Raw genomic sequence first — 25,473 nt, 5'->3', positions numbered from 1 at the left:
GCCTAGAGGGCCAGTGTGTCAATGCCGCACGCGCACTCCCGTGACGGAGCCACCCGCTCGACGGTGGTGTGTCCCTCCTCGTCGATTGTCGTCACCCGCGAGCACGCCTCAACGCTGAGTGCTCCCGACGCGAAGTCGCGGACGAAGCCAGCCACGCATGCCGTGGCCGCGAAGTGTGCAAGCAGGCTGAGCGGTCCGAGAGGCCAGCGGATGAGCTCTCGCAGGTTCGTCAGGTGAAAGGGATCATTTTCCGCTCGTGCCCGCTCCTCGCACTGGTAGCAGGGGGTGTGCCCCGGGATGACGAAGGGGCCGATCTCGTAGGAATGCTCCCCTCGAACGACGAGGAGGTGGGGGATGTCCCGAACGGTGAGATCGAAGGGGATGGCGGGGTCGATCGCCCGGTCGCCGGAAACGATAGCGAGGTCCGTGGCACCCTGGTAGTGAAGCTGAGAAGGGCAGATGAGGTCCGAAAGCTCCCGCCGTACGGCCCGCGCGCGTGGCGTTCCGGTGTTGGTTCCCCCAAAGACGCGGTCCCAGTCCTCGTCGACGAGGAGCGTGCCATCGACGCGCAACGCGAAGGAGAGGGAATCGACCAGGCTGCGCAGCGCCAGGAGGGTGGCCGGTACCGCGCCGAGAACGTCAACCGACAGGCGGGGCCTGCGGTCGGTGTGGTCGAGCAGGCCGGACCCGGACAGCGCGGCGAGCAGTTCCGGTGAGGGGGTGGTCGAAGCCGGGCGCTGGCCGACATTGGTGTGATTGGCGAGCCATAGCTGATCGCACGCGTGCAGGTTGTCCAGGAGGACGTGGTGGCTTCGATCGCCGCCGACTTGGGCGCGGCCGGGCCCCCTCCACAGGACGGCGGTGTAACGCGACAGGTTCATGATGTTCTCCTTCAGTTGTTACCTGTTGGATCCATCATGATCTGTTTTGTCTCAGAGAACTCGTCTTTTGAGTAGTCTGTGGATAACTGACCGGTCTACTTCGTCTCGCCGTCCGCGCCTTCCACCTCGTCGCCGGCGTCATCGAGGGACTCTGGCGCCTGCGAGTCCGGGGTGGCCTCGTCTCCGGGGCGAAGGCCGTCGGCCCACCCCATCGTTCCATCCAGCAACGAATTCAGGGCGGCATCTATCTCGGCGTCCTCGGCTGCCGCCGCTTGACGCAGCGTCAGGAAGGTCTCCGGGGTTGCGAGCTCCGTCTCCGAAGGAACCATGTCGGGGTGCGACCAGAGTGCTTCTCGCGCTCCTCGCCCCCCGTCGGCCTCGACCAGGGAGAAGATCGACGCGGCTCCTCGTGCCTGCCGCGGGCGCATCTGCAACCCGATGAGCGAGCCCAGGACCTCCTCGGCGGGCCCGCCCGTGGCGCGCCGCCTGCGCATCATCTCGCGCAGTGCGTCGGCGTGGGGCAGGTAGGGCAGTGTCGCCTGCGCGGTCACCACCTCGACCCACCCCTCGATGAGGGCCAGCATCGTCTCCAGGCGCGTGAGAGCCCGGCGCTGATCGGGGGTCGTCGACAGAGCGAACACGCCCCCGCTCAGGGCCGACTCAACGGAGGAAGGATCGGAGGGATCGACGGAACGAGCCGCCTGTGTGATGGCGTCGGTGTCGATCGCGATCTGGGACGCGTAGCGCTCAACGGCGCGCACCAAGTCGCCCTCGAGCCAGGGAACCGATGCGAACAGGCGCCTGTGTGCGGCCTCTCGGACGGCGAGAAACTGGCGGACCTCATCGAAGGGAATATCCAGCCCCTCGCAGAACTGGGCGATGTTGTGCGGCACGAGGACAGCGTGCGAGGCGTCGGACAGAGGGATGCCGGTGTCACAGGTGCCGAAGGACTCCCCGGCCAGGGCCGCCAGCGCGCGCGCGATCTGGGCTGAGAACATCATCGCAGACAGGCGCGGCATCATTTCCTGGGTCTTGCCCAGCATGGCCGCCATGCCCTCGGGCAGGGAGTCAATAGCACCCAGGCCGCCCTGATCGAACTGCTGCGAGAGAGCCGAGGAGAGCGCGCGAGAGACATTGAGCGCGATCGGCTCGCAGATCCGCTTCCACATGGGGATCGTGTGCTCAACCCAGGCAACCCTGGTCCACACGTCGCGCGTCACAGGACCCGAGGCAAACTCCGTGACCGCGTCAAGCCACAGATCGGCCACACTCATCGCCTGGCGGGCAGCCTCGGCCTCGGTCGCCGTCGGTGCGGGATCCCCGCCCGCGTAAGCCGTCTGCTTGGCGCTATCCTCCACGACACGCCAGTTGACGGGGCCCGCGGTGGTGTTCATGAGGAACTGGAACTGGCCGAGAGCTGCTCGCATGCGTTCGGGATTGGAGAACTCGGGTGGCAGTTGCGCCGGGTCGAAGCCCTGAGCCTCAAGGGCCCGGGCTGCCTCGGCGGCGGCCTCATCGCCCAGGATCGAGCGCAGGAAATCCTCAAAAGGGGTGCCGGAGTCGTTCTCGTTCATGTCATCAGACTAGCGGCCGCGCGTGCGCTTGGGCTGACAAAAGCCTGCGAAAACGCTGAGAGCTAAAGGGGAATGGGGGAGGAGCGCGTGCGATGCGGTCGCGCCTGGGACACAATGAACCGGTGACTGACATGGAGATGACCCACGCAGCTGACGACGTGATGAGGCCGACCGACGGTGCCGCCGGGGAGCCACCGCTCATCAGCTGGCGTCTTGTCACGGCTATCGTCGCGACCCTCGCGATGGTTGCCGTGCTCTTCTGGATCCCGGTCCCCTTCGTGGTCAATAGCCCCGGACCGACCTTCAACGTCCTCGGATCGTTCAACGGAGAGCCGATGATCCAGATCTCGGGAACCGATCCCACGACCGGGCAAGACGTGCAGCTCGACGAACCGCAGTCGGCATCCTACAAGGACAAAGCGAAGCCCGGGCAGGGGCAGCTGCGCATGGTGACCGTCTCCGAATCCGGCGGCCCCGGAAAACGCCTCAGCTTCGCGGAGCTGATCGGCGCATACTTCGATCCCCACTCCCGCATCTTCGACTATGATGCGGTCTACCCCTCCGATGCCACGCGCGAGAAGGTCAGTGAGGCCCAGCAGGCGATGATGCGCAACTCTCAGACCACCTCCCAGGTTGCCGCGCTCGAGTACCTCGGCTGGGAAGTACCCGCGACCGTCACCATCGAGGGGGCCACCGACGGGTCACACGCGGAAGGAGTCGTTGCCCAGGGAGACCGCCTGCTCGCGATCACCACCCCCGACGGAACCCGACACGACGTGACCAGCGCAGCCATGCCCTTTACGCTCATGCGCACGGTCCCGGCCGGATCACACATGACCCTCACGATCGAGCGAGATGGCGAGCAGCAGGACATCTCCTTCGATTCCGTCGCCGCCTCCCAGGGTGAGCCCGGCTCCAAGCTGGGCATCTACCTGTCCGTCGCCCCGACGCTCCCGGTGGACATTGCCTTCAACCTGGAGGGAATCGGTGGGCCCAGCGCGGGCATGATGTTCTCTCTGGGGATCATCGATCGCATGACGCCGGGTGACATGATGGGGGGCAACGCTGTCGCGGGAACCGGAACCATGTCCTACGACGGGCGAGTCGGAGCCATCGGCGGCATCGCACAGAAGATGTGGGGTGCCCACGACGACGGAGCCCAGTGGTTCCTTGCCCCCGCCGACAACTGCTCCGACGTGGTCGGGCACGTTCCCGACGGCCTGCACGTCGTCTCGGTCTCCACGCTTGACGAGGCCGTTACCGCGCTCTCCTCGATCGCCAGCGGCTCCGGAGACACCCTGCCGACCTGCCAGTAGCCTCCCGAGCGCTTCGATGACCACCCGAGGAGAGACGGGTGCGTCGGAAGCGGGGCCTCATCTGTCGCTGCGGGCGAGGCGCGGACCCAGTAGTGCTCAGTCGTCCTCGTCGACCGGCTCGAGTGACGCGCGCAGTGCGTCGACCAGGGCGGGAACGAGGACCGAACCCTGCCCAACCTTGTCATCGGAATCGAATGCTCGGGTGCGCAGCGCGCACCACGACTCGCCCGAACGCAAGACCCCCACCGCCAGGCGCACGTCCGTGCGCGAGGGATGGGCGGAGATGAAGGCGAGGGCCTCCTCGGGATCCTCGGGCGCCTCATCCTCAACCTCCGGAGGCACGACGATGCGCTCCACGGTGATCGCCGCCCCGGGAACCGTCTGCGGCCACGCCAGGTGGGCGAGCACCTGCTCGATATCGTCCTGGGCGAGATCCTCCTGAATGATCGCACTCAGATGGTCCTGGGAGCCGTCCCACCCCGCGCGGAGCTGATCGGCGATGTCGGCGGGAAGGCCAGGATCAGCCAACAGCGTGGACGTCGGCACCAGCGCATAGATGGAAGGCGCGTGATCCCACCCAACGCGCGCGGCCCCCTTCTCAATGTCGACGACGACGTTGGCCAGCGCGACCTGGCGCGCACTCGGCATCATTTCAACACTCATGATCCCATAATCTCACGGAGAGCGGACACAGCCGACACGAAGAAGACCCTGACCGCGGCTACACTGTTGTGAAGCTGCCGGTACAACAGAGAGGAATGCCGTGAGCTCCCCCTTTTCGTTCCCTCGCTCGCCCGGGTCTCGGCCACCACGAGACGGTGACGCGCCCACCTCGCGCGTGAAGCCCCGCAAGCCCGGTCCGGCATCGATCACGCTCGTCGTTCTTATCGCCCTGGGCGCCATTATCTACGCGGCCTCCATCGTGTGGACGGAGATCCTGTGGTACCGCCAGATGAGCGCCACCCGCGTCATCCTCACCCAGTGGGGGGCGCACATCGGCCTCTTCGCGGTCGGTTTTCTGGCCGCAACCGCGATGGTGTACTGTGCGATGGCCTACGCCTACCGACACCGTGCCTCCTCGGTGCGCGGCGAGACGTCTGCGGCGCTGCGAGGGTATCAGGAGGCCCTCGAACCCGTTCGCCGCGTGGCATTTTGGGCGGTAGCCCTGTTCTTCGGGTTTACGAACGGTGCCCGACTGGCCACCGAGTGGCAGACGCTCCTCCAGTTCCTCAACAGCTCCTCCTTTGGCCAGGTGGACCCACAGTTCGGGCTGGACATCTCCTTCTTCGTGTTCGTGCTGCCCGCCCTCAAGGTGCTGGTCTCCTTCCTGATGACGGTGACCAGCATCGGACTGGTTGCCTCCATCGTCGTGTCCTACCTCTACGGGACGATGCGGCTGACCCCACGACCCCACGCCTCCAAACACGCGCGCCTCCAAAGCGGCATCATGGCGGCGTGCCTGTCGCTCTTCATCGCGGCGCACTACTGGCTCGGCCGCTACGAGCTACTGACCCAGGACTCCGGGTCGATCCACGGGGCCCTGTACTCCGACATCAACGCGACGCTGCCCGCCTACTCGATCCTGGCCGCCGTGTCCGCCCTGGTTGCCGTCCTCTTCGTGGTCGCCGCCTTCCGCGGGACATGGAGGCTGCCCGTGACGGGTGTGGCCGTCACCGTCATCGCCGCCCTCGTGCTGGGGGGCGCGTACCCCGCGCTCGTCCAGCAGTTCCGCGTGCGCCCGAACCAGCGAAGCTTCGAATCACCCTACATTCAGCGCAACATCGACGCCACGCTGGCCGCCTACGGGTTGGAGAACCTCGACTATCAGACCAACTACGATGCCGCAACCACCGCCTCGGCGGGACAATTCGACAACGAGACGCTGACCTCGCAGGTGCGCCTGCTCGATCCGAAGGTCATTACCAAGACGGTCCAGCAGCTGCAGCAGTCGCGCTTGTACTACGGCTTCAACTCCGGAATGAAAGTCGATCGCTACAACGTGGGGGGCGAGCGTCGCGACACCGTGATCTCCGTTCGTGAACTCAACCTCTCCGGCCTGTCCGCCGAACAGCAGACGTGGGTCAACCAGCACACCGTGTACACACACGGGTACGGTGCCATCGCCGCCTACGGCAACCAGCTGACGAGCGATGGGCTGCCCTCGTACTGGGAGCAGTCGGTGCCGTCAATCGGTGAAATGGGCGACTATGAGGAGAGGGTCTACTTCAGCCCGAATGCGCCCGACTACTCCATCGTCGGTGCGCCCGAGGGAGCCGAGCCGCAGGAACTCGACTATCCGGATGACACGGCCGTCGGCGGCCAAGTGTCCACGACGTTCACCGGCAACGGCGGGCCATCGGTGGGCAACGTGTGGAACAAGCTCCTCTATTCCATCAAGTTCGGGTCAACAGACCTCTTCTTCTCCTCTCAGACGAACGAGGCGTCGCAGATCCTCTACGATCGAGACCCCCTGCAGCGGGTGGCGAAGGTGGCGCCCTACCTCACCCTCGAGCAGTCTGCCTACCCCGCGGTCGTCGACATGGACGACGACGCCTCTACGCCCAAGCGTCTCGTGTGGGTGGTGGATGCCTACACCACGACGAACAACTACCCCTATGCGCAGCACGAGGCCCTCTCGGACGCAACCGTCGACTCCCAGTCCACCGAGATTGGCCAGTACGTCCAGGCAAACAAGATCAACTACATGCGCAACTCTGTCAAGGCCGTCGTTGACGCGTACGACGGGTCGGTGCGCCTGTTCCGGTGGGACGAGTCCGATCCGATCCTGCGCACGTGGGAGAAGATCTACCCCGGCTCCGTGGAGTCCATGTCCGCGATCTCCGGTGACCTCATGAGCCACCTGCGCTACCCCGAGGACATGTTCAAGGTGCAGCGCAACCTGCTGGCCACCTACCACGTCACCGATGCCGCAGGCTTCTACTCGGGTGGTGACCGCTGGCGCCTCGCCGAGGAGACCTCAACCTACGGGGGAGCTTCTTCCGCGAAGGCAACCGAGCGCGTGGATGCCGCGGGCAACCCCGTTGCGCCGCCGACAGCGCTTCAGCCCCCCTACTACTTGACCATGCAGATGCCTGGCCAGGACAGCGCCGAGTTCTCGCTGACGTCAGTCTTCGTTCCCGGTGGCGGCGGGGAGGGACGCCGCGAAGCCATGGCCGGATTCCTGGCCGTCGACTCCGAGACGGGAAACACTGCCGGCCAGGTGCGTGAGGGCTACGGCAAGCTCCGTCTCCTCGCGCTGCCCTCCTCCACGACCGTCCCCGGACCGGGTCAGGTACAGAACAAGTACGACTCGGACGAGAAGATCGCCACCCAGCTGAATCTACTCAACCAGGCGGATTCGACCGTCATTCGCGGAAACCTCCTGACGCTGCCGGTTGGTGGGGGATTGCTGTACGTGCAGCCCGTCTACGTCCAGGGCACAGGATCGGCGTCCTACCCGGTTCTTCGCTCGGTCCTGACCGCCTTCGGCGACAAGGTCGGATTCGCGCCGACACTCGAAGAGTCCCTGCGTCAGCTCGTCGCTGACGATGGGGGATCATCGAGGGCCCCGGCCGCGCCTGCGAACCCGTCCCCCGACGACGGCACCCAGTCCGGGGCAACTGCGCCCTCGACAGACGCAAGCGCTCAGCTGACCCAAGCCGTCCACGACGCCGCGCAGGCGATGCGCGACGCGGACGCGGCGATGAGCAAGTCCGACTGGGCGGCGTACGGGCAGGCTCAGACGCGCCTGCGCGACGCCCTCTCTCGCGCCGAGGCCGCCCAGAGCGCGCTTGGCGCGGCGGGAACACCCACCTCCTCGCCGAGTCCGAGCGCCTCGCCCTCGGCTGAGCCGCAGAGCGGCTCGTAGGACGAGGCCGACCGGCAAGGGAGCGCGCGGTGGCGTCCTGCAAGTGATCCGCGGAGCCGCCGGTACCGCGGCGCCAACGCTCGCTTCAGGAGGAGCGCGCCGGGCGTACGACACCCCCTCGTTGCGCGCCCGCGTGAGCCTCGGCATCGTGATGGCCCTCCAGTCGACCTACCTGGTAACCCGCTTCCTCCCAGTGGGTTCGGTGAGCATGGACGTGTATCTCCATCTGATCTCCCACTGGTCCATGTGGATGTGGTACGCCATCGACCTGGCCGCGCTCATCCTCGCGGTGGTCGTGGCGGTGACGCACGCGACGGGAGCCCGCTACGCCCTCGCCGGACTCCTCCTGGTCGCGAGGCTCCTAGTGAGACCCGCCGTCAGCGTCTTTTGCGACAATGCCCCTTGGTACTCTGCTTTCCGACCTCCCAACTACGGTCTCTACGCCAATATGTCGGCCTTCTTCTACTGGCGCTCGCTCGCTTTCTGGGTGCTCGGGTGGGTTCTTGTCGCCTGCGCGATCTGCCTGGCGATCCCCGAACGGCGCGGCAACAAGGAGGGTGCGCTCGGCGGTGCCACCGCGCAGGGCGCTCTCGTCGGCCCGCACCCAACGCCCGCGCCGAGAGGGGGAGCGGCGGGCGTCGGCGCGACTTCCGGGGCCCGAGCGGGGCAAGAGTTTCCTGCCCCGAGCGGGACGCCCGTCGCCGTACCAACCGCTGCCTTTCCTCCCCCGAGCGGGACGCCCGTCGCCGTGACGGACGAGGAGGATCGCGGCGCGCCGCACTAGGTGAGAAACCGACACCACCGCTGCCGCGGCTCCCGTTGCGCCTAGGACGTACATCACCGCTTTCGGTTTGTGCCCCTCCCGGCGGGGCGCTAGACTATACAGAGCCGACGCGGGGTGGAGCAGTTCGGTAGCTCGCCGGGCTCATAACCCGGAGGTCGCAGGTTCAAATCCTGTCCCCGCTACCACCACAGACCCGGTCCCGTGAGGGGCCGGGTCTTCTTTGCTCTCCGGTCGTTTCACGCTGTGAACGCCTTGACTTATCGGTCAGTCGCCGCGATAGTATTGACCGTTGGTCATCAGGAAGTGCGCCTTTGGGTGCGAGAGGAATGTAGATGAGCACTATCGACCCGTCGCAGCTCAGCGCTGCCGACATGAGCAATCCGTCGCTGACGCCCCAGGATCTTGCGGATATTACGGCCGCGCGCCCGGATCTGCGCCCCTACGTCGCAACTCACCCGTCTCTCTACCCCGCCCTCGGCCAGTGGCTGGCGGACCAGGGCGTGGTGCCCGCGCAGCCTCCGATGGCCGCCCCTGCGCCGTTCGCCGAGAGCCCCGAGGCCGGAAAAGCCTACGACCCGCAGCCCGAGGCCGAGGCGGCTCACGACAACCCCAATGACTCCTGGGCCGCGCAGCCCGATGCCACGGCTCAGGGAAACGCCGCCGATCCTCTTCCTGAGGGGACCACGGACTCGGCAGCGCCCGAGACCTACGACGGGGCCACCGAGGCACCCGCAGAAGCGGTGTCGGCCCCCATCGAGCAGACGCATCCGTCGGACGAGGCTCCGCTCGGGCTGGCAGAGGAAGCCTCCTCCCCGGTGGAGGAACCCCCGTTCGCGCCCGTCGAAGAGATGACCGCCCCCGTCGAAGAGCCGCCCGCGGCGCAGACCACTGTCTCCCATGGGACTTCCGAGGCGCCGGTCGGCCCATACGCTCCGGCGAGCGAGGCAACGCAGTCGGCGGGAGTAACCCTGTCGGACGAGGACCTCGAACGGACCATCGTCGAAGGAACGCGCGAGAAGACAGCCGCTGAGATCGCCGCCGAAGAGTACGGCGCGGGCGTCCAAGCGAACGGTTACGCGCAGCAGGGGAGCCCGCAGCAGGGATTCGGACAGAACCAGTACGGTCAGCCCGGGTATGCGCCCGCCTCCCAGCCGGGGCAGGCTCAGTACGGCCCCCAGGGCGGCCAGCGGGGCTATGCCCCCGGTCCCCAGCAGGGACAGGGCCAGTACGGCCCCCAGGGTGGCCAGCAGGGGGCCAGCGCGGGACAGCAGTTCGGCGCGGCCGCTCAGCAGTTCGGCGCGGCCGCCGGCACCGCGTTCAATCAGTTCCAGACCGCCGTCGTGGCAGAAACCGGCAAGGTGAGCGGACGCTCCGTGCGCGCCACCTACTCGCTGATCGGCATGTTCGCCGCGGTCGTCCTGTCCTTCATCTCGATGGTTCTGCCGTTCGCGTCGTACGGCGGTTACTCCGTCTCCCTGTTTGATATCGGCGGCTATGCCTTCTTCCACATGGTGCTTCTCCTGGCGGTCGCCGGCCTCGGTGTTGCCTACTGGTTCACCAACCAGAAGTGGGCGTTCATTGCTGCCGGTGCCACCGGCATTGTCGCCGCCTTCTTCGGCATTATTCGGGTCCTGCAGATCGTGTTCGGCATCGCGGACCTTGGCTTTGGTGGCATTCTCTTCTTCCTCTTCTCGATCGGCCTCGGCGCGGGAGGCGTTCTGCTCCTCCTTGAACTCAAGAACGGAAAGGTCGCGCCGATCAACAACCCGACTGCATTTGGCGGCACCTTCGCCTCCGCACCCGCGAACCAGCAGGGTCCGGGTGGTTTCCAGGCGCCCCAGGCCGGTCAGGGCCAGTACGGCGGCCGACCGGGTCAGGGTGGTTTCCAAGCTCCCCAGGCTGGTCAGGGCCAGTATGGCGGTGCGCAGGGGCAGGGTGGTTTCCAGGCGCCTCAGGCCGGTCAGGGCCAGTACGGCGGCCAGCCGGGTCAGTACGGTGGTGCGCAGGGCCAGGCTGGTTTCCAGGCGCCCCAGGCTGGTCAGGGCCAGTACGGCGGCCGACCGGGTCAGGGTGGTTTCCAAGCCCCGCAGGCCGGTCAGGGTCAGTACGGCGGTGCGCAGGGGCAGGGTGGTTTCCAGGCTCCTCAGGCTGGTCAGGGCCAGTACGGCGGCCAGCCGGGTCAGTATGGCGGTGCGCAGGGTCAGGGTGGTTTCCAGGCACCGCAGGCTGGTCAGGGCCAGTACGGCGGCCAGCCGGGCCAGCAGTCGAACAAGCCCTACAACCCCTTCGGCCCGCAGGCGTGAGGTGCTGACAGGAGGATAGAGGAGGATGGGCCCGCGGCGAGCGCGGGCCCATCCCTTTGCGCGTGCGAAGAGCGCTACTCGTCCTCCTCCTCGGTGACATCCACACCGGCAACCCCATCAAGGTCGGCCAACGTCGTCACCAGTAACGACTGAGACAGGTCCTGGCGCGTGGCGGCGGTAAAACGTGCCGTGGACGAACGATCGCTCGAGGACGTGCGGGTGGACACGGCGGAGACCGCCCAACCGAGGGAAGAAACCTGGCCGAGGAGCGCGGAGAGAACCCCGTGACCGGGCGTGTAGTGGACGGTCAGCGTCACCTTGTGTCCGTGCGTGCGCATGATGATGAACTGTACGAGCGGCGTCAACAGGGCGATCACGAGGAAATGCAGCGCAGTCCCGGCGATGGCGAGCCACCACAAGCCCGCCCCGCACGCCATGCCAATCGCCGCCGTCTCCCAAATGGTGGCAGCGGTGGTCAGCCCTCGGATTGCTCCGTGCCTGGTGAGAATGATACCCGCCCCGAGAAAACCGATTCCCGAGACGATCTGGGAGGCTACTCGCGAGGGGTCATACCGCGTGATGCCGTCAACGAGGATGTCGGAGAAGCCGTACTTGGAGATGAGCATCATGAGGCAAGCCGTCAGGCCGACGATCGCCTGCGTGCGAATGCCCGCGCTCTTTCCGCGAATCTGGCGCTCAATGCCGATAGCGGCAGAGAGAACGAGGGCGAGAAGCATCCAACAGATGCTTTCGAGGGATTGCGACATGGTGGCCTCCTGGTGTGCACGGGTGGGATTAGTCTAGCCGGGCCGCGCCGCCGGGCCACGCGGGGCGCAACGAGGACACCGAGGAGAGGAAAGCGGCCACGGCCTCGTTAAAGACCGAGGAAAGAGAGGCTCAACGACGACGCAATGCCTCGGGCATTAAGATGGGACTCACGACCGACAGACGAGGAACCCAGTCATGGCAACCCCAACCCCCGATGACGTCGCCAGCGAGCTGCGCCAGCGCACGGATACCCAGCTCAAGCGCGGCCTGGCATCGCGCCACATGCAGATGATTGCGATCGGCGGAGCAATCGGAACAGGTCTCTTCTTGGCCTCCGGTGCGACCGTCGCCAACGCGGGACCGGGCGGTGCGCTCGTCGCCTACGCCGCCATCGGCCTCATGGTGCTTCTCCTCATGCAGTCTCTGGGGGAGATGAGCGCTCACCAGCCGGTCGCGGGATCGTTCCAGACCTTCGCCACGAAGTTCATCTCCCCGTCCTTCGGGTTTGCGATGGGGTGGAACTACTGGTTCAACTGGGCGGTCACGGTTGCGGCCGACCTGGTCGCCTCCGGGCTGGTCATGGCCTACTGGTTCCCTCAGGTTCCCTCGTGGATCTGGGCGGTCGTGTTCCTCGTCATCGTCGTCGGTCTCAACGCTCTGTCGGCACGCGTCTACGGCGAGGCGGAGTTCTGGCTGGCCGCGGTCAAGGTGGTCATCGTCGTCGTCTTCGTGATCTCGGGCGTCTTCATGATCGCCGGGGTGATGGGAACGAACTCGCCGGGCCTGTCGAATTGGACGACCGGCGATGCCCCCTTCCACAACGGCTTCGTTGGGATCATCGCGGTCTTCATGATCGCCGGGTTCTCCTTCCAGGGCACCGAACTCGTCGGAGTCGCGGCGGGGGAGTCCGAGAATCCGCGCCGGGATGTTCCGCGCTCCATCCGCACGGTTTTCTGGCGCATCATGTTCTTCTACATCGGAGCGATCGCGATCATCGGTACCCTCCTTCCCTACACGGACCCGAGCCTGCTGAGCGCCGCCGACGACACGGCCAACAATGTAGCCCAGTCGCCCTTCACCCTGGTCTTCGCGCGCATGGGCATCGGAGCCGCGGCAGCCGTCATGAACGCGGTCATCCTCACCTCGATCCTGTCGGCGGGCAACTCGGGCCTGTACGCGGCCTCGCGCATGCTGCACTCGATGGCGCTCAAGGGGCAGGCCCCCGCCCTGTTCGCGCGCGTCACCAAGGGCGGTGTCCCCGGCTACGCGATGGCCCTGACGACGGTGATGGCGGCCTGCGGCTTCCTCACGCAGCTCGTGTTTGAGGACGCCTACACGTGGCTGGTCAACATCGTCGGCATTTCCGGGATCATCATGTGGTTGGGCATCGCCGTCAGTCATATTCGTTTCAGGCGTGCCTACCTCCTGCAGGGCAACCGTCTGGAGGACCTGCCCTACCGATCCCCGTTCTTCCCGGCCGGGCCGATCATCGCGTTCGTCATGTGCCTGGTGGTCATGGCCGGGCAAAACTACGAGGCCGTCCTGCACGGGCAGGTGTGGGAGGTCGCCTCCTCCTACATTGGCCTGCCCCTGTTTGCTCTCGTGTGGTGGGGATTCCACGTCGCCAGGAAGGACCGGATGGTCTCCCTGGAGGAGATGGACGTGGCAGGCGTCGATATCGAGCCGATCTCCCGGTAGCCTGCGCCGGGTCCGCCTCGGGGGCACGCCGATGCGCGTCGTGTCACCCCTGGCGCTTTCCTCGGCGTGGCGGGGAGAAGCTCGTGCCAGGGTCCTTAGGATGGGCCCATGATCAACACGCGACGCATCCTTGCCGCCATCGCACTGTCCGCCCTTGCCCTCGGGGCGAGCGCGTGTTCGCCGAAGACGGGCCAGGAGCAGCCGGATCCCGCGGCATCGGCCACCACCCCCGGTCCTTCGGCTTCCCCGACGCAGGCTCCGCCGCAGAGCGACGCCGCCGCGCAGAGCGGCGCGAGCAGCGAGGGGACCCAGACACCCGAGGTGAACGTCACCGACGACGAGGCCCGCTGCGATCTGGCGAACCTTCAGCCCGCAGTCGCGAGCCGCCAGGAGGCCGGGGGGACGACATACGTTGAGCTGTCGTTCACGAACGAGGGACCGGCGTGCTGGATCGGGGGATTCCCGTCGGTCGTCTTCTCCTCGGCCGGGACCACCGCGCCCAGCGCCGTGCGTGACGGGGAGGATCCCGGTAACGTCTACACGATCGCCGAGGGTGGGCGCGTCGGCGTGACGCTGACCGCCGAGGCAGTGGACGGCGTCGAGGGCTGCACGCCGACCGACGTGGACATGGTCGATGTTTCTTCCGACGGGGGCGGCGCCTCGACCTCCCTGCAGCTGTCCCTGCGCGTGTGCCAGGAGATCCCCTCGGTCGCGGTCAGCCCCTTCGAGCCGCGCCCCTGAGAGCTTCTGTCTGTTCGTGGACCCTCGTTGGGAGAAGCAGGCGACCGGAATAGGTTCTGGCCGGAATAGTTTCTGGGAAGCGAGCCTGATACTCTCTATAGCGGCTGGAAGGGTCCGCACGCGCGCCACCGCCCCGAGGGGGTGGCGGCGTCGGCGAGGAATTCCTTTCGTCATCGGAACCAGAGCCTCGCTGGATAGGCGCGAGCGCCGTTCACCACAACCGTAAGGAGACACCCATGGGCATGCGGACAACAACGCAGTCGTTCCAGATCAACCTACCGTTTGAGCAGCTTTTTCAGGCGGCCCCCGCGGCCGTTCAGACGATCCCGTCGACGACGCTGACGGGCGCGGACATGAACGGCCGTGTCGTCACGTTCGAAACGCCGCTGGGCCTCATGTCGTGGGGTGAACGCATCGTCGTCGGCTTCATCCCCGTCGAAGGCGGCACCGTCATCGAGGTGACCTGCTCGACGAAGGGGCTCCCCAACCTCATGCAGGACAGCCGCAACCGCTCGATGATCGCCCGATTCATCACCGCGCTGTCGAGTCTGGTGCAGACCCCCGCCACCGAGGTTGCCCGCTCCTGACGGCGCGCGACGTGGCCTCGGCTGGCTGAGCTGCCTCCCGTTTCTTGGACATGGATATTGACGTCTGAGGAATGGGAGGCTTTTCGTGCCTGTGGATCTGCGTGTGAGGGCGCGCGGGGGACACGGGCGGGCGTTGCCGGGGCGAAAGCCCCCGCGCGGACGCCACTCAGCGGTGGTACCGGGGGCTGGTCCCGATGTGGGTGGGGTAGGAGTTTGTGGCGGCCTTCAGCTGCGACTCGTCGAGGCCGCGATAGACGTAGGAGGAGTCTTCCTCGATTTCGGAAGGACTGACCAAGCCATCCGCGTACAGCCGGACCTCCTCCGCCGTGGGGGAGGGGGCGAGGCCTCCCCCCTTGTCCATGAGCGGGTTTTCGTCGGGGTACTGGGAGGGATCCGTGCTGAGCATCGCGCCGAGGGACGCCACGCCATATCCCGTGTACGGGTTCCACGCGCCCTCGTTGTTGAGCGCCGTCTTGGTGAGCAGCTGCAGGAGCTGGTTGGCGGTGGCGTCGGGCCACTTCTGGCGGGCAAGCGCCAGGAAGCCGGCGACCATCGGAGTGGCCATGGACGTTCCGTTGGCGGGTTCGTTCTGCCCGCTCTCGTAGTTGCGCGCGAGAACGGGGCCGCCCAGTGCCGCGGTGGTGACTCCCTGGCCCTTGGAGGAATACGCCGTGGGAACGCCCTCGGTCGTGATCGCTCCGACGCCCACGACACCGGACCACCTGTCGAGGGAGTGGGTGGAAAAGACATCCTCCCCCTCGTTACCGGCGGCAGCAACAACGATAACTCCGCGGCTAAGTGCATGCGCAATCGCCCATTTGAGTTCCTCATCCGTGCTCTGGGAGACACTAATGATCTCGGCACCGTCGTTGACTGCTTGGTTGATGAGCGCAACCTGAGCGATCATGCTTCCTGACTTACTCTTGCAATCTTCGCCCAACGCATCCGGATCGGACTTTACCCGACTTCGATAGCTCAGTACGGTGGCCTTGGGAGCCATACCGTATGTAGGCGAGGCGAGAACTGACACGACTGCGGTCCCGTGGGTTTTGCTCGCCAGACTCGTAGTGACGGTGCAGGGGGTTTTGTCGGTGATGGTTGCGCCTGTGAGTTCGGGGGCGGTGGTGTCGACTTCGCCGTCGAGGAGGGCGATGGTGACGCCTTGGCCGGTGTAGCCTTTGGCTCGGGCTTGGTCGAGGTGGTAGTAGGCGTAGTAGGGTTGGTCGGCGGCTGTGATGGTGTCGGCGGCGTGGGCGGGTCCTGTGGGTAGGGCGGCGGTGGCGACGCTGAGGGCGGCCGCGCAGGCGGCGGCGCGTGCAGCTCGGGCGGCGCGTGTGGTTACCATTGGCGTGGGTCCCATCCGTCGTCTTTCGTGGGGGCGGGGGTGATGTCCTTGTCGGAGCCGTAGGTTTGGGACATGGGGTTGACGTAGCCGGGGGGCAGCTCGTCCTCGTCGTCGATTCTGAAGGGTTCGTACTTGCGTTTGGGGGTCTTCTTCTCGTCTTTGCTGGCCCCGGCTCCGGCCCCGCCTCCCATGATGCCGCTCATGCCGGGCCTGCCCGCGGCGTTCTTCCCCGCCGCCGTGCTCGTCCCGGTTGTCCCGGGGGTGGCGGTGGTGCCGCCGACGCCGGTGCCGAGGCTGGTGGGTGGGGTGTAGGAGCCGAAGCCGACGCCGGAGTAGGTGCCCGCGCGCAGCGCCGTGGTGGCGCCCAGGGCGGGGCTTGCGTGCATGCGTGCGGCTGTGCCCACTCCCAGTGCTCCGGCTCCCAGGAGTCCGGCTCCGCCCAGGGCGGCGGTGGAGGGGCCGCCGTTGATGCGCCACAGGGGGTGGTCGCGGTCGGTGGGGGGAGCGGGGGTGTAGCCGCCGATGGTGCCGTTGGCGTGGCGGTCCCCGCCGATGCGGGTGTGCATGAGGTCGATGCCCATCAGGTCCTGCGGGTCGGTGATGGGGTTGGTGCGCGTGCCCGGCTCTCCTTCGGCGTCCAAGCGGTAGGGGATACGCCGGGATTGGAGCTTGTAGGCGTCCCTCATCCGCGCGCCCTCGGCGTCGGGGTCATCGAAACCACCCGGGTACAGGCCCGAGTTCGGCCCCCGCAGGGAAGAACGCCCAAAATCAGAATCCCGATCCCCCGGATACACACCCCCCTCATGAGCAGACACCCACATGTGACCGCGACGCAGCTGCTCAGCAACCGACGGGGACGAAGGACCTGAACTCGGAGAAGGAATAGGGGTGCTTGAATCGCCTACATCGATCCTGCGCTGCTGCTCGGTGAGGACCTTCCCCTGGTCGGCTAGTCCCTGCATGGAGGCGCTGAGGCGCTGCAGGATGTCGGCGGCGTTGGCCTCGCGCTGGGCGTTGGCCTGCGCGGCGATCGCGTCATAGACGGCGGCGCCCGTGGAGACCACGGCGCTGACCACCTTCCCGGAGATCCCGTAGTGCTTCATCACCGGAATCGTCACCTGGGCCACGTCCCGCAGCGAATCCAAGCCCTTGTCCACCAACACCGGGGACAGACGCTCAGCCTCCTCACGCGCATGCATCATCACGCGACGCATCTCGGTGTACATCTGGGCGCCGTGCAGGTAGGCGTCGCGCCGACTGTCCAGACGCTGGTCTCCCTGCTCCAGCCAACCATCGATCGCCGTGCCGGTCTCGCCCTCGAAACCCTGGTTTGCGCGGTAGTGGCGGTAGCTTTCCGAGGCCTCGTCCAGGCCAGTGATGACCTGGCTGTGCAGGTCGTCGTATTGCTCCAGCTGCAGGTTTCTCTCGACCGCCTTCACGAACATCATGAGGCGGTGGTACATCGGGCTGTGTGCCATGGTCGTCGCTCCTCGCCTCAGATCTCGGGCTGATCGCCGACGGCACTGGGGATGCCGGAGGGGGCAGTACTGGCAGAGCCAGCGGAGCCCGCCCCCGCAGCGGCGTTAGCGATCGCCGCGTTGGAGTTCATGGCGGCGCTCGTCGACGCCAACTGCCCAGCCGCCGCCTCCTCGGTCCGCGTGAAATCCTCCTCGGCCCGATTCACCTTGGAACCAAAGTCCTCGTAGCCGCCCTTCTCCTTGACAAAGCCCTTCCGGGCGAGCGTGAGGAAGGAAATGAGCTGCTCGCGCGCCGCAGCGACGCCGACCTCGTTGCCCCACACGTCCTCGGACTGGGCATCAGCAAGGGACTGAAGGGCCGTGGAAGCTGACTCTAGGCCTGCCCCCCCCTGCTGGACATCCTGCCTGGTTTGCTCATGTTTCTGGGAGTCGAAACCCACGTCGCTCACGCGCGCCTCCTGTGCCTGTGAATCTCGCGAAGGGGCATCGCGAGAGAAAGATGGATGGTGCAAGCATATGGCGAAACACGCGGCGAGACAAAAGCGCTACGCAGGGGTCATTGTGGGCGCGGCCAGGCGTCACGGACGAGGCCACGCGGCCGCTTCGGCAAGTCGTCAAGCGGCCGCGGGCGCAGATCATGTCGGCTACGCTGTGACTCAACGGGGCGTGGGCGTGCCCGCCCGACGCCCGCCCGGGGCGCTCTCGCACGCGCGGCCTCGTGTCAGCCCGTCAAGCGCGCCGACACGGAAGGACAAGGGGGAGACATGGCGTCCACCGACGAATACCTGGAGTACGTGCGCGACCTACTCGGCGAGCTGGACGACGTGGCCCACCGCAAGATGATGGGCGAGTACGTCCTCTACTACCGGGGCAAGGTTGTGGGAGGCATCTACGACGATCGCTTCCTCCTGAAGATCACCCCCACCTCCGAGCGGCTCCTTGCGGGCGTGCCCCGCGCCATCCCCTACAAAGGCGCGAAGGAGATGCTCCTCGTCGAGACCGAGGACCGCGAGGCGCTGCGCGACGTGGTCACTTCGATGTGGGAGGAGCTGCCCGCCGTCAAGAAGCGAGCCAAGAAGTAGGAACGCTCACCGCGCGCGAACACGCTCTCGGGCGCGGCACCCCGGCCTCGGGACGGACGAGGCCCGCCCCGCCCACCCGGCACCGGCGCGCGGACTCTTAGAGATGTGCGACCAGCTCCGCGACGCGCCCGGCGTGGTCACGGGAGCGGGACACCATGTCGGCGAGCAACGCCTCGTCCGAGCGGTTTGCATACGAGACGCCGTAGAGGCACAGGGCGCCCACGTACTCCATCCCGGTGAGCGAGCACGTGGCCGTCACGGGGGTCAGGAGCGCGTTGATGTCGACGGAGTCCGCGCCGTAGTAGGCCTCGGGGGCCCCGGTCGTGAGGGAGACCACGAGCTTCTTGCCGCGCAGCGCGTTCCCCGTCGACCCGTGGCTGAAGCCGCGGACGAACACGTCCTCCACCCACTTCTGAAGGAGAGCCGGCCAGCCGTACCACCACAGCGGATACTGCAACACGATGACGTCCGCGTTCCTCAGCTTGGCCTGCTCGCCGCTCACGTCGATCACGTAGTCGGGGTAGAGCTCGTCGAGACGATCAATCTCGGCGTTCGGCAGCAGCTTTGACAGCTCCTCCACGATGGTCTTGTTCGCCACCGAGTCCACTTCAAGGCGCGGGTGCGCCGACACGATCAGGATGTTTGCCACGATGGATTCCTCTCTCTGATACCAACGAGCCTAACTCCTCGCGCGCGAGAACAACAGGGGGTGCGCCGCGTTCACGAGAACCGTGCCGCTAGCGGTGGCAGCTCCGGCCTCAATGTGAACTGCGCCCTGAAACTTGGACGCGTCTAATGGTGGCCGTTATGCGGCTTCCTGTAGGGCCTGATCCCGGTATTCTGCCGGGGCCAGTTTTCGCCTGTTGTCTAGCGGCAGGGGAAAGGTAAAAGCCGCTCCCGAGACAACGGACTACTGCTTGTCGGTGTCGGCGTCGGTGCCGGTGTCGGTGGTCGCGGGTGCACTCGTTGGGGCGTCTGCATCGTTGGATTCGTCCGGGTTCTCGGAAGCGGCCGGCTCAGCGGGACTGACAGGGGTGCTGGGTGTGGCAGCGTCTCGCGGGGTCAGCCAGAAGAAGATCTCGCGGAGCCCCCACGCGAAGAAAGCAGCGACGAAGTGGTAGGGCAGCCACGCGGTCACGAGCTCCCAGCTGGGGCCGCCGAGAAAACCGCCCAGCAGAACTCCCAAGAACCACACGACCGCCACGTCGGAGAATACGGCCCCCGCGATCGCGACAGGCTTCCACGATCCGGCCTTGTCGAGGAACTTTCGGGTGATGGCTATCAACACCTGGAAGAAGGTGAAGAAGCCCATGAAGCCAAAGAAGTAGATCAGTGCCAGGTCCGCGGCATAGGAGACCGGGAGCCCGACCAGGAAGATCACGTGGAGCACCAGGTACCGGACGAAGAAGTTAACAATCCCTTGCGGGTCACGCGTATCTGTCATGTCCTCATCCTAAAGGGGCCCACAGCTATGACAGCAAGTTCCCCACGAACTTCGTGAACACGGAGTGCGTACGAATGCTGCGCGGGGTGAAGCCCCGTCCCCGAAGAGAAAACGGCACAGTACTACGGTAGAAGCGTGGCCAACACCGATTCCCAGCCCCTCACCCTGCGCGGCATCCTCCTCGTCATTGCAACGGGCGTGGGCGCGGGCTTCCTCTCCGGACTCTTCGGTGTGGGGGGCGGCCTCGTCATCGTGCCCGCCCTCATGGCCGTCCTGGGCATGGATCAGCGCCGCGCCTCGGCCACGTCCCTGGCCGCCATCATCGTCACTGCAGCCGTCGGCTCAGGCACCTACGCCCTGCACGGCGAGGTCTCCTGGGCGGGCGCCGCCCTCCTCGTCGCCGGCGCGCTCGCGGGCTCCCAGATCGGCGTGTGGCTCCTGCGCCGCCTCCCCGCACCCGCCCTGCCCTGGATACTCATCGGCTTCACGGTCTTCGTCATTGTCTCCCAATACCTGCAGGTCCCCACACGCGAGGGAGCCGTCTCGCTGACCCCGGCCTCGTGCGCCCTCATGATCCTGGTCGGCCTGTGCGCCGGCATTCTCTCCGGCCTGGTCGGCGTGGGCGGCGGATCCGTCATCGTGCCCGGCATGGAGCTCGCCGTCGGCGCGGGCGACCTCATCGCGCGCGGCACGTCGCTCCTCGTCATGATCCCCACCGGCATCGCCGGCACCGTCACCAACCTACGCCACCGCATGGTCGACCTGCGCGTCGGCCTCATCGTCGGCGCATCCGCCGCGGCCACGGCCCCCGCCGGACGCCTCGTCGCGACGCTCGCGTCCCCGAGCGTGGGCGCGATCCTCTTCAACATGTTCCTGCTGACCATCATCGCCTCGACGATCGTGCGCATACGTAAGAAGGCGCGCGCTCAGATCTAAGGGGCCGAGGCCTCGGCCAGGTAGCACCGCGAGCCTCGTCGCGTAGCCCACCGCGGAGTCGCCGGGGTAGGCTCTTCACGGATAGGTTGTTCGCATGTGGATAGGTTAGACGCTTGTGGATAGGTTAATAACCTATCCGCGTGCTCGTAACCTATCCGTGTTTTCGTAACCTATCCGCGAGTACAGGCGATGGGCACAGCAGGAAAGCGGTCAGCAACAGCAGAGGGGCAGAGGGCGGACGTAACAGCGGGCAACCGCAGTGGCACAGTAGCTAAGCGCTGAGGCACGACGGGCAGCCGCAAGCGACAACAGAGGGGATTCCGGGTGCCAACGACAGCGGGTGAGCGCGCCAATCGCCCACCGGCACCCGAACACAGAAAGCGGCCCCGGCCTCACACGAGACCGGGGCCGAAGCGTCAGCCGCTAGCGTGACTTGTGGATCACTCGTCGGCAGCGCTGGGGTGCGTCATGTCGGCGGGAACCACCCACGCGTCGAACTCCTGCTCCGTCAGGAAGCCGAGCTCCAGGGCGGACTCGCGCAGCGACAGGCCCTTGTGATGCGCGTTCTTCGCGATCTTCGAGGCCTTGTCGTAGCCGATGTGACGGTTCAGGGCCGTGACCTGCATCAGATTGATGTCCAGGTTGTGCTGAATCTTCTCGCGGTTCGGCTCGATCCCGTACGCGCAGTGCGTGTCGAAGGACACGCAGGCGTCGCCCAGCAGGCGGATGGACTCCAGGACGTTCCAGGCCATGACGGGCTTGAACACGTTGAGCTGGAAGTTGCCCTGCGAGCCGGCGAAGCCGACCGTCGCGTCGTTGCCGAACACCTGGGTGGCGACCATCGTCATGGCCTCGCACTGCGTCGGATTCACCTTGCCCGGCATGATCGAGGAACCGGGCTCGTTCTCGGGAATGAGCAGCTCGCCGATGCCGTTGCGCGGACCCGACGCGTACCAGCGCACGTCGTTCGCAATCTTCATCAGGGCGTCGGCCAGCACGCGCAGGGCGCCCGAGACCAGCACCAGGGCGTCGTGCGCGCCCAGCGCGGCGAACAGGTTATCCGCCTGCTTGAAGTCGATGCCGGTCTCCTCCGAGATCTTCTTGGCGGTGAGCTCACCGAACTTCGGGTGGGCGTTCAGGCCGGTGCCCACCGCGGTGCCGCCGATGGCGAGCTCGCGCGCACGCGAATCCGCGTACTCAATGCCCTCCAGCGCGAAGTCGATCTGCGCCACCCAACCGGAGATCACCTGGCCCAGGCGAATGGGCGTCGCGTCCTGCAGGTGAGTGCGGCCCACCATGATGACGTCGTCGAACTCCTTGGCCTTCTTATCCAGCGTCTCGCGCAGCTGGCGCACGCGCGGGTACATGTCGTGCAGCTCGGAGACGACCGCGATGTGCATGGCCGTGGGGAAGGTATCGTTCGAGGACTGGCCGCGGTTGACGTGATCGTTGGGGTGAACCGGGGCCTTCGTGCCCATCTGGCCCCCCGCGATCTCGATGGCGCGGTTGGAGATGACCTCGTTGGCGTTCATGTTGGACTGAGTGCCCGATCCCGTCTGGAACACGACGAGCGGGAAGTTGTCGTCCAGCTTGCCGGAGATGACCTCGTCGCCCGCCTGGGCGATATAGCCCGCGATGTCGGCGGGCAACTCACCCAGCTCGGCGTTGGCCAGGGCCGCGCACTTCTTCAGGATACCGAGGGCACGCACCATCGGGCGGCCCCACACGAACGTGTTACGTCCGATGTCGAAGTTGTGCAGCGAACGCTCCGTCTGAGCGCCCCAATAGCGGTTCGCGGGAACCTCAACGGCTCCCATCGAGTCGGTTTCAGTACGGGTAACTTGTGCCACAAGTGGCTCCTTCGCGTAGGGCTTACGTACCCCCCTAGGATAGCGCCGCGCGCGCCCCGTGGCGTGGGGCACTCGTCCTAGTCGCCGACGCGCGCACGCAGCTCCACGCGGGCGAGCAGCCACCACGCGCACGCGCACGACAACACCAGGAGCGCCAGCGCGAGGAGGAACGGCGACAGAGGGGCCCACCCGTACAGGGCGGTCGCAGACACGGGGGCCACGATCCACGTGATCGCCCCCGTCGCGTTGATGATCCCCGCGATGCCGCCCTGCTCGCGCGCGCTCACCGACAGGGACGCGCCGGCCGCGTAGCCGGGGGAGGCCATGCCCGAGGCCACGCCGAGAGCGAAGGTCGACGCGCCCACCGCCCACAGGCTCGGCGCGACAGACAGGCAGGCCAGCGCCGCGAGGGCGGCCGTCATGCCCGCGCGCAACAGGGAGCGAGGCCCCCACCCCAGGCGGGGGACCACGATCAGCTGCATGAGCATCGCGCCCGCCGCGTTGGCCAGCAGCATCACTCCCGTCACCGGCACGGCGCGGGTGGGATCCAACGCGCCGCGATCCTGCACGACGAACCCCATCGTGATCTGAACGACGCCGTTGGCGAAGTAGATGCCAAACACGGAGACGATCCACGGGGCGATGCGCCGATCCAGCCACCCCACGCGCGGCGGCAGGGCCGCGTCCGCCTGCGAGGTGTCGGCCCGGGGCCCCGACGAGGCCGGGCGTACATGCCCTGCCCGCCCCGCATCGCGCGCGACGCCGGGCAGGCGCCTCGCCGGTCGCGAGCCATCCCCGTCGCGCGGCAGCCACGCCAACGCAATGCCCAGTGCAACCAGGACGAAGAGGGGCGTGGCGTGGACGGGAGCAAAGATCCACCACGCGCCCAGCGCGGAGGAGACGAGGGAACCAATCATGACGGAGAGATTGATGGCGCCGGAAAAAGCGGAGGTTCCCCGCACGCGCGAGGCCTCGTCGGGAGTCACCTCGGCCACGAGGGCCTGACCCGTGGGGGGAATCGCGGCGACAGCCGAACCGAAGAATGGCCCGCGCGCCACCATGACCGCCCCGGCCGCGCTGGCCGCACCGATCACGCCGCCAGCGCGCGCCCACACGGCCGCCGAGAAGATCGTTCCGGCCGCCAGCGCCAGGCCGAGCGCCCACAGGATGACGCGCCTGCGCCCCCACGCGATCGAACGCCGACCCCAGAACTGGCTGAGGACCGTCACCGCCAGCGCAGCCAGCGACACGGCGGCCCCCACGATCCACTCGGGCAGGGACAGCGCACGAGACAGGGGAGCGATCGACACGTTGAGCATGTTCTGCGCCGTGTACGTGAACAGGGCGATAGCGACGAGGGCGCGCAGCGTCGGATTGGTCAGCAACGGAGAGGAAGGCACAGTGCATCCTACGACGAGGCCCCGCGAGATGCGCGGGGCCGAGCCGGGGACGGGGGATCGAAGCGGCGAGCTCGAAGAAACTGCTAGCGCTGAACCCAGGTGGTCACCTTCCAGCGAGCGTCCCCGGAGATCTCGCGCCAGTCGGTGTCGCTACGCTCCTCGTCACGTCGCCACAGGGAGGGATCCAGGGCGGGGGCATACACGAAGGTCGTCCCCTGCGGGGCGCTCGCGGCCACGTCCAGGTCCAGGTCGGAGATGACCGCCTCGTCCAGGAGTGGCAGGGTCTGCGCGTACAGGTGAGCCCCGCCCGTGATCCACACGTAGGGCGCGCCCGTTTCCTGCGCGACGGCGCGGGCATGGTCCAGCGCGTCCTCCACCGAGTGCGCGACGTGAGCGCCCGGGGCCTCGTATCGCTGGGAGCGGGTGACCACGATGTTCGTGCGGCCCGGCAGTGCCCCGCCCAGCGCCTCCCACGAGCGCCGCCCCATCACGATCGGGCAGCCCATCGTGGACTCCTTGAAATGGCGGAAATCCGCCGGGACACGCCACGACATGGACGTGCCGGTCCCGAGGACGCCGCCGCGGTCCTGGGCCCAGATAGCCGCCAGCTTCGTCATACCGCGACCGGGGCCTTGATGGTGGGGTGGTGCTGGTATCCCGCAAACGAAATGTCCTCGAAGGAGTAGTCGAACATCGACCGCGCCTTGATCAGCTCCAGCCGGGGGAAGGGGTAGGGTTCCCGGCTCAGCTGCTCGCGCACCTGCTCCGTGTGGTTGGAGTAGATGTGGCAGTCGCCCCCCGTCCACACGAAGTCGCCGACCTCCAATCCGGCCTGCTGGGCGAACATGTGAGTGAGCAACGAATAGGACGCGATGTTGAAGGGGACCCCCAGGAACATATCCGCGCTGCGCTGGTAGAGCTGCAGCGAGAGACGACCATCGGCCACGTACAGCTGGAAGAAGGCGTGGCACGGCTCCAGCGCCATCTCCTTCAGGTCGCCGACGTTCCACGCGGAGACCACCATGCGACGCGAGTCGGGGTCGGTTCGAAGCGTCTCCAGCACGGAGGAGATCTGGTCGATGCGTCGTCCATCCCCGGCGTTCCACGAACGCCACTGCACGCCGTACACCGGCCCGAGATCACCGTTGCCGTCAGCCCACTCGTTCCAGATGCGGATCCCGTGCTCCTGCAGCCAGGACACGTTCGAGGAGCCGGACAGGAACCACAGGAGCTCGCCGACGACGGACTTGACGTGTACGCGCTTCGTCGTGATCAGCGGGAACCCACGCGAGAGGTCGTAGCGCAGTTGGGCGCCGAAGACGGAACGCGTGCCCGTCCCCGTGCGATCCCCCTTCGGAGTTCCCTCGCTCATGATGCGGGCGAGGAGATCCTCGTACTGGCGGTCCACGCCTGCCACG

22 protein-coding genes and 1 tRNA gene are annotated in these 25,473 nt (G+C 66.8%); 10 read left to right on the top strand and 13 right to left on the bottom strand.

Annotated features, from left to right (window positions below):
• Positions 1-2 precede the first annotated feature (2 nt).
• Together NQK35_RS04905 and NQK35_RS04900 are read right to left on the bottom strand one after the other, a co-directional pair.
• Entirely contained in the window at positions 3-881 is an 879-nt protein-coding gene (locus NQK35_RS04905) for a hypothetical protein (protein WP_257114702.1), read from the bottom strand.
• Between the two features lie 95 nt (positions 882-976).
• A complete protein-coding gene (locus NQK35_RS04900) occupies positions 977-2,455 on the bottom strand; it encodes a zinc-dependent metalloprotease (protein ID WP_257114701.1) in 1,479 nt (492 codons plus the stop codon).
• 137 nt (positions 2,456-2,592) lie between these two features.
• Here NQK35_RS04900 and NQK35_RS04895 point away from each other — a divergent pair, with 137 nt between their 5' ends.
• On the top strand, positions 2,593-3,771 hold the full coding sequence (locus NQK35_RS04895; protein WP_257114765.1) for a YlbL family protein: 1,179 nt from the start codon (positions 2,593-2,595) through the stop codon (positions 3,769-3,771).
• A gap of 96 nt (positions 3,772-3,867) precedes the next feature.
• On the opposite strand, the gene NQK35_RS04890 is transcribed toward NQK35_RS04895, so the two are convergent.
• Complete coding sequence (locus tag NQK35_RS04890) at positions 3,868-4,434, bottom strand: PPA1309 family protein (protein WP_009213464.1); 567 nt, start codon at positions 4,432-4,434, stop codon at positions 3,868-3,870.
• Positions 4,435-4,609: 175 nt separating this feature from the next.
• Here NQK35_RS04890 and NQK35_RS04885 point away from each other — a divergent pair, with 175 nt between their 5' ends.
• From NQK35_RS04885 to NQK35_RS04870, 4 genes are all read left to right on the top strand, one after another.
• The gene (locus NQK35_RS04885; protein ID WP_257114764.1) at positions 4,610-7,639 is read left to right on the top strand and encodes a UPF0182 family membrane protein; all 3,030 of its coding nucleotides are present in this window, start codon (positions 4,610-4,612) and stop codon (positions 7,637-7,639) included.
• Positions 7,640-7,682: 43 nt separating this feature from the next.
• Positions 7,683-8,423, top strand: coding sequence for a hypothetical protein (locus NQK35_RS04880; RefSeq protein ID WP_257114700.1), 741 nt, complete (start codon positions 7,683-7,685; stop codon positions 8,421-8,423).
• Between the two features lie 108 nt (positions 8,424-8,531).
• Positions 8,532-8,608 (top strand) — tRNA-Met (locus tag NQK35_RS04875).
• Between the two features lie 147 nt (positions 8,609-8,755).
• Positions 8,756-10,726: a variant leucine-rich repeat-containing protein gene (locus NQK35_RS04870; RefSeq protein WP_257114699.1), complete on the top strand. Its 1,971-nt coding sequence runs from the start codon at positions 8,756-8,758 to the stop codon at positions 10,724-10,726.
• Between the two features lie 74 nt (positions 10,727-10,800).
• Here NQK35_RS04870 and NQK35_RS04865 read toward each other — a convergent pair whose 3' ends face one another.
• Positions 10,801-11,493, bottom strand: coding sequence for an MgtC/SapB family protein (locus NQK35_RS04865; RefSeq protein WP_009213468.1), 693 nt, complete (start codon positions 11,491-11,493; stop codon positions 10,801-10,803).
• Between the two features lie 196 nt (positions 11,494-11,689).
• On the opposite strand from NQK35_RS04865, the gene NQK35_RS04860 reads away from it, so the two are divergent.
• The 3 genes from NQK35_RS04860 to NQK35_RS04850 all read left to right on the top strand — a co-directional run bounded on the left by NQK35_RS04860 (position 11,690) and on the right by NQK35_RS04850 (position 14,520).
• Positions 11,690-13,192 carry an amino acid permease gene (locus NQK35_RS04860; RefSeq protein ID WP_009213469.1) on the top strand — a complete coding sequence of 501 codons (1,503 nt, stop codon included), beginning with the start codon at positions 11,690-11,692 and terminating at the stop codon, positions 13,190-13,192.
• 108 nt (positions 13,193-13,300) lie between these two features.
• Positions 13,301-13,933 carry a DUF4232 domain-containing protein gene (locus NQK35_RS04855; protein WP_048743201.1) on the top strand — a complete coding sequence of 211 codons (633 nt, stop codon included), beginning with the start codon at positions 13,301-13,303 and terminating at the stop codon, positions 13,931-13,933.
• A 236-nt stretch (positions 13,934-14,169) separates the two neighbouring features.
• A complete protein-coding gene (locus tag NQK35_RS04850; protein ID WP_009213471.1) occupies positions 14,170-14,520 on the top strand; it encodes a hypothetical protein in 351 nt (116 codons plus the stop codon).
• Positions 14,521-14,686: 166 nt separating this feature from the next.
• Here NQK35_RS04850 and NQK35_RS04845 read toward each other — a convergent pair whose 3' ends face one another.
• The 3 genes from NQK35_RS04845 to NQK35_RS04835 are packed head-to-tail and all read right to left on the bottom strand — an operon-like array spanning position 14,687 to position 17,792.
• Positions 14,687-15,865, bottom strand: coding sequence for a S8 family peptidase (locus NQK35_RS04845; RefSeq protein WP_257114698.1), 1,179 nt, complete (start codon positions 15,863-15,865; stop codon positions 14,687-14,689).
• Complete coding sequence (locus NQK35_RS04840; protein ID WP_257114697.1) at positions 15,859-17,343, bottom strand: hypothetical protein; 1,485 nt, start codon at positions 17,341-17,343, stop codon at positions 15,859-15,861. The genes NQK35_RS04845 and NQK35_RS04840 overlap by 7 nt, the downstream gene beginning before the upstream one ends.
• 17 nt (positions 17,344-17,360) lie before the next feature.
• On the bottom strand, positions 17,361-17,792 hold the full coding sequence (locus tag NQK35_RS04835; protein WP_257114696.1) for a hypothetical protein: 432 nt from the start codon (positions 17,790-17,792) through the stop codon (positions 17,361-17,363).
• 315 nt (positions 17,793-18,107) lie between these two features.
• On the opposite strand from NQK35_RS04835, the gene NQK35_RS04830 reads away from it, so the two are divergent.
• A complete protein-coding gene (locus NQK35_RS04830; RefSeq protein ID WP_257114695.1) occupies positions 18,108-18,425 on the top strand; it encodes a TfoX/Sxy family protein in 318 nt (105 codons plus the stop codon).
• Positions 18,426-18,522: 97 nt separating this feature from the next.
• Here the strand turns inward: NQK35_RS04830 and NQK35_RS04825 are convergent, their stop codons facing one another.
• Positions 18,523-19,074 (bottom strand): NAD(P)H-dependent oxidoreductase, encoded by a 552-nt coding sequence (locus NQK35_RS04825; protein WP_257114694.1) that lies wholly within the window; start codon positions 19,072-19,074, stop codon positions 18,523-18,525.
• Between the two features lie 261 nt (positions 19,075-19,335).
• The gene (locus tag NQK35_RS04820; RefSeq protein WP_257114693.1) at positions 19,336-19,869 is read right to left on the bottom strand and encodes a protein CrcB-like protein; all 534 of its coding nucleotides are present in this window, start codon (positions 19,867-19,869) and stop codon (positions 19,336-19,338) included.
• Between the two features lie 135 nt (positions 19,870-20,004).
• On the opposite strand from NQK35_RS04820, the gene NQK35_RS04815 reads away from it, so the two are divergent.
• On the top strand, positions 20,005-20,805 hold the full coding sequence (locus NQK35_RS04815) for a sulfite exporter TauE/SafE family protein (RefSeq protein ID WP_257114692.1): 801 nt from the start codon (positions 20,005-20,007) through the stop codon (positions 20,803-20,805).
• A 440-nt stretch (positions 20,806-21,245) separates the two neighbouring features.
• Here the strand turns inward: NQK35_RS04815 and fumC are convergent, their stop codons facing one another.
• The 4 genes from fumC to NQK35_RS04795 form a co-directional block, all read right to left on the bottom strand.
• Positions 21,246-22,655 carry a class II fumarate hydratase gene (gene fumC, locus NQK35_RS04810; protein WP_009213489.1) on the bottom strand — a complete coding sequence of 470 codons (1,410 nt, stop codon included), beginning with the start codon at positions 22,653-22,655 and terminating at the stop codon, positions 21,246-21,248.
• A gap of 77 nt (positions 22,656-22,732) precedes the next feature.
• A complete protein-coding gene (locus tag NQK35_RS04805) occupies positions 22,733-24,055 on the bottom strand; it encodes an MFS transporter (RefSeq protein WP_257114691.1) in 1,323 nt (440 codons plus the stop codon).
• 83 nt (positions 24,056-24,138) lie between these two features.
• The gene (locus NQK35_RS04800; protein ID WP_009213491.1) at positions 24,139-24,672 is read right to left on the bottom strand and encodes a dihydrofolate reductase; all 534 of its coding nucleotides are present in this window, start codon (positions 24,670-24,672) and stop codon (positions 24,139-24,141) included.
• Positions 24,669-25,472: a thymidylate synthase gene (locus tag NQK35_RS04795; RefSeq protein ID WP_257114690.1), complete on the bottom strand. Its 804-nt coding sequence runs from the start codon at positions 25,470-25,472 to the stop codon at positions 24,669-24,671. The genes NQK35_RS04800 and NQK35_RS04795 overlap by 4 nt, the downstream gene beginning before the upstream one ends.
• Position 25,473: the final 1 nt, after the last annotated feature.

The sequence above is a fragment of the Schaalia odontolytica genome (assembly GCF_024584435.1).
Taxonomy (GTDB): Bacteria; Actinomycetota; Actinomycetes; order Actinomycetales; family Actinomycetaceae; genus Pauljensenia.
Note: the sequence above shows the minus strand (reverse complement) of the source record. Positions and strands in the feature narration are given on the sequence as shown.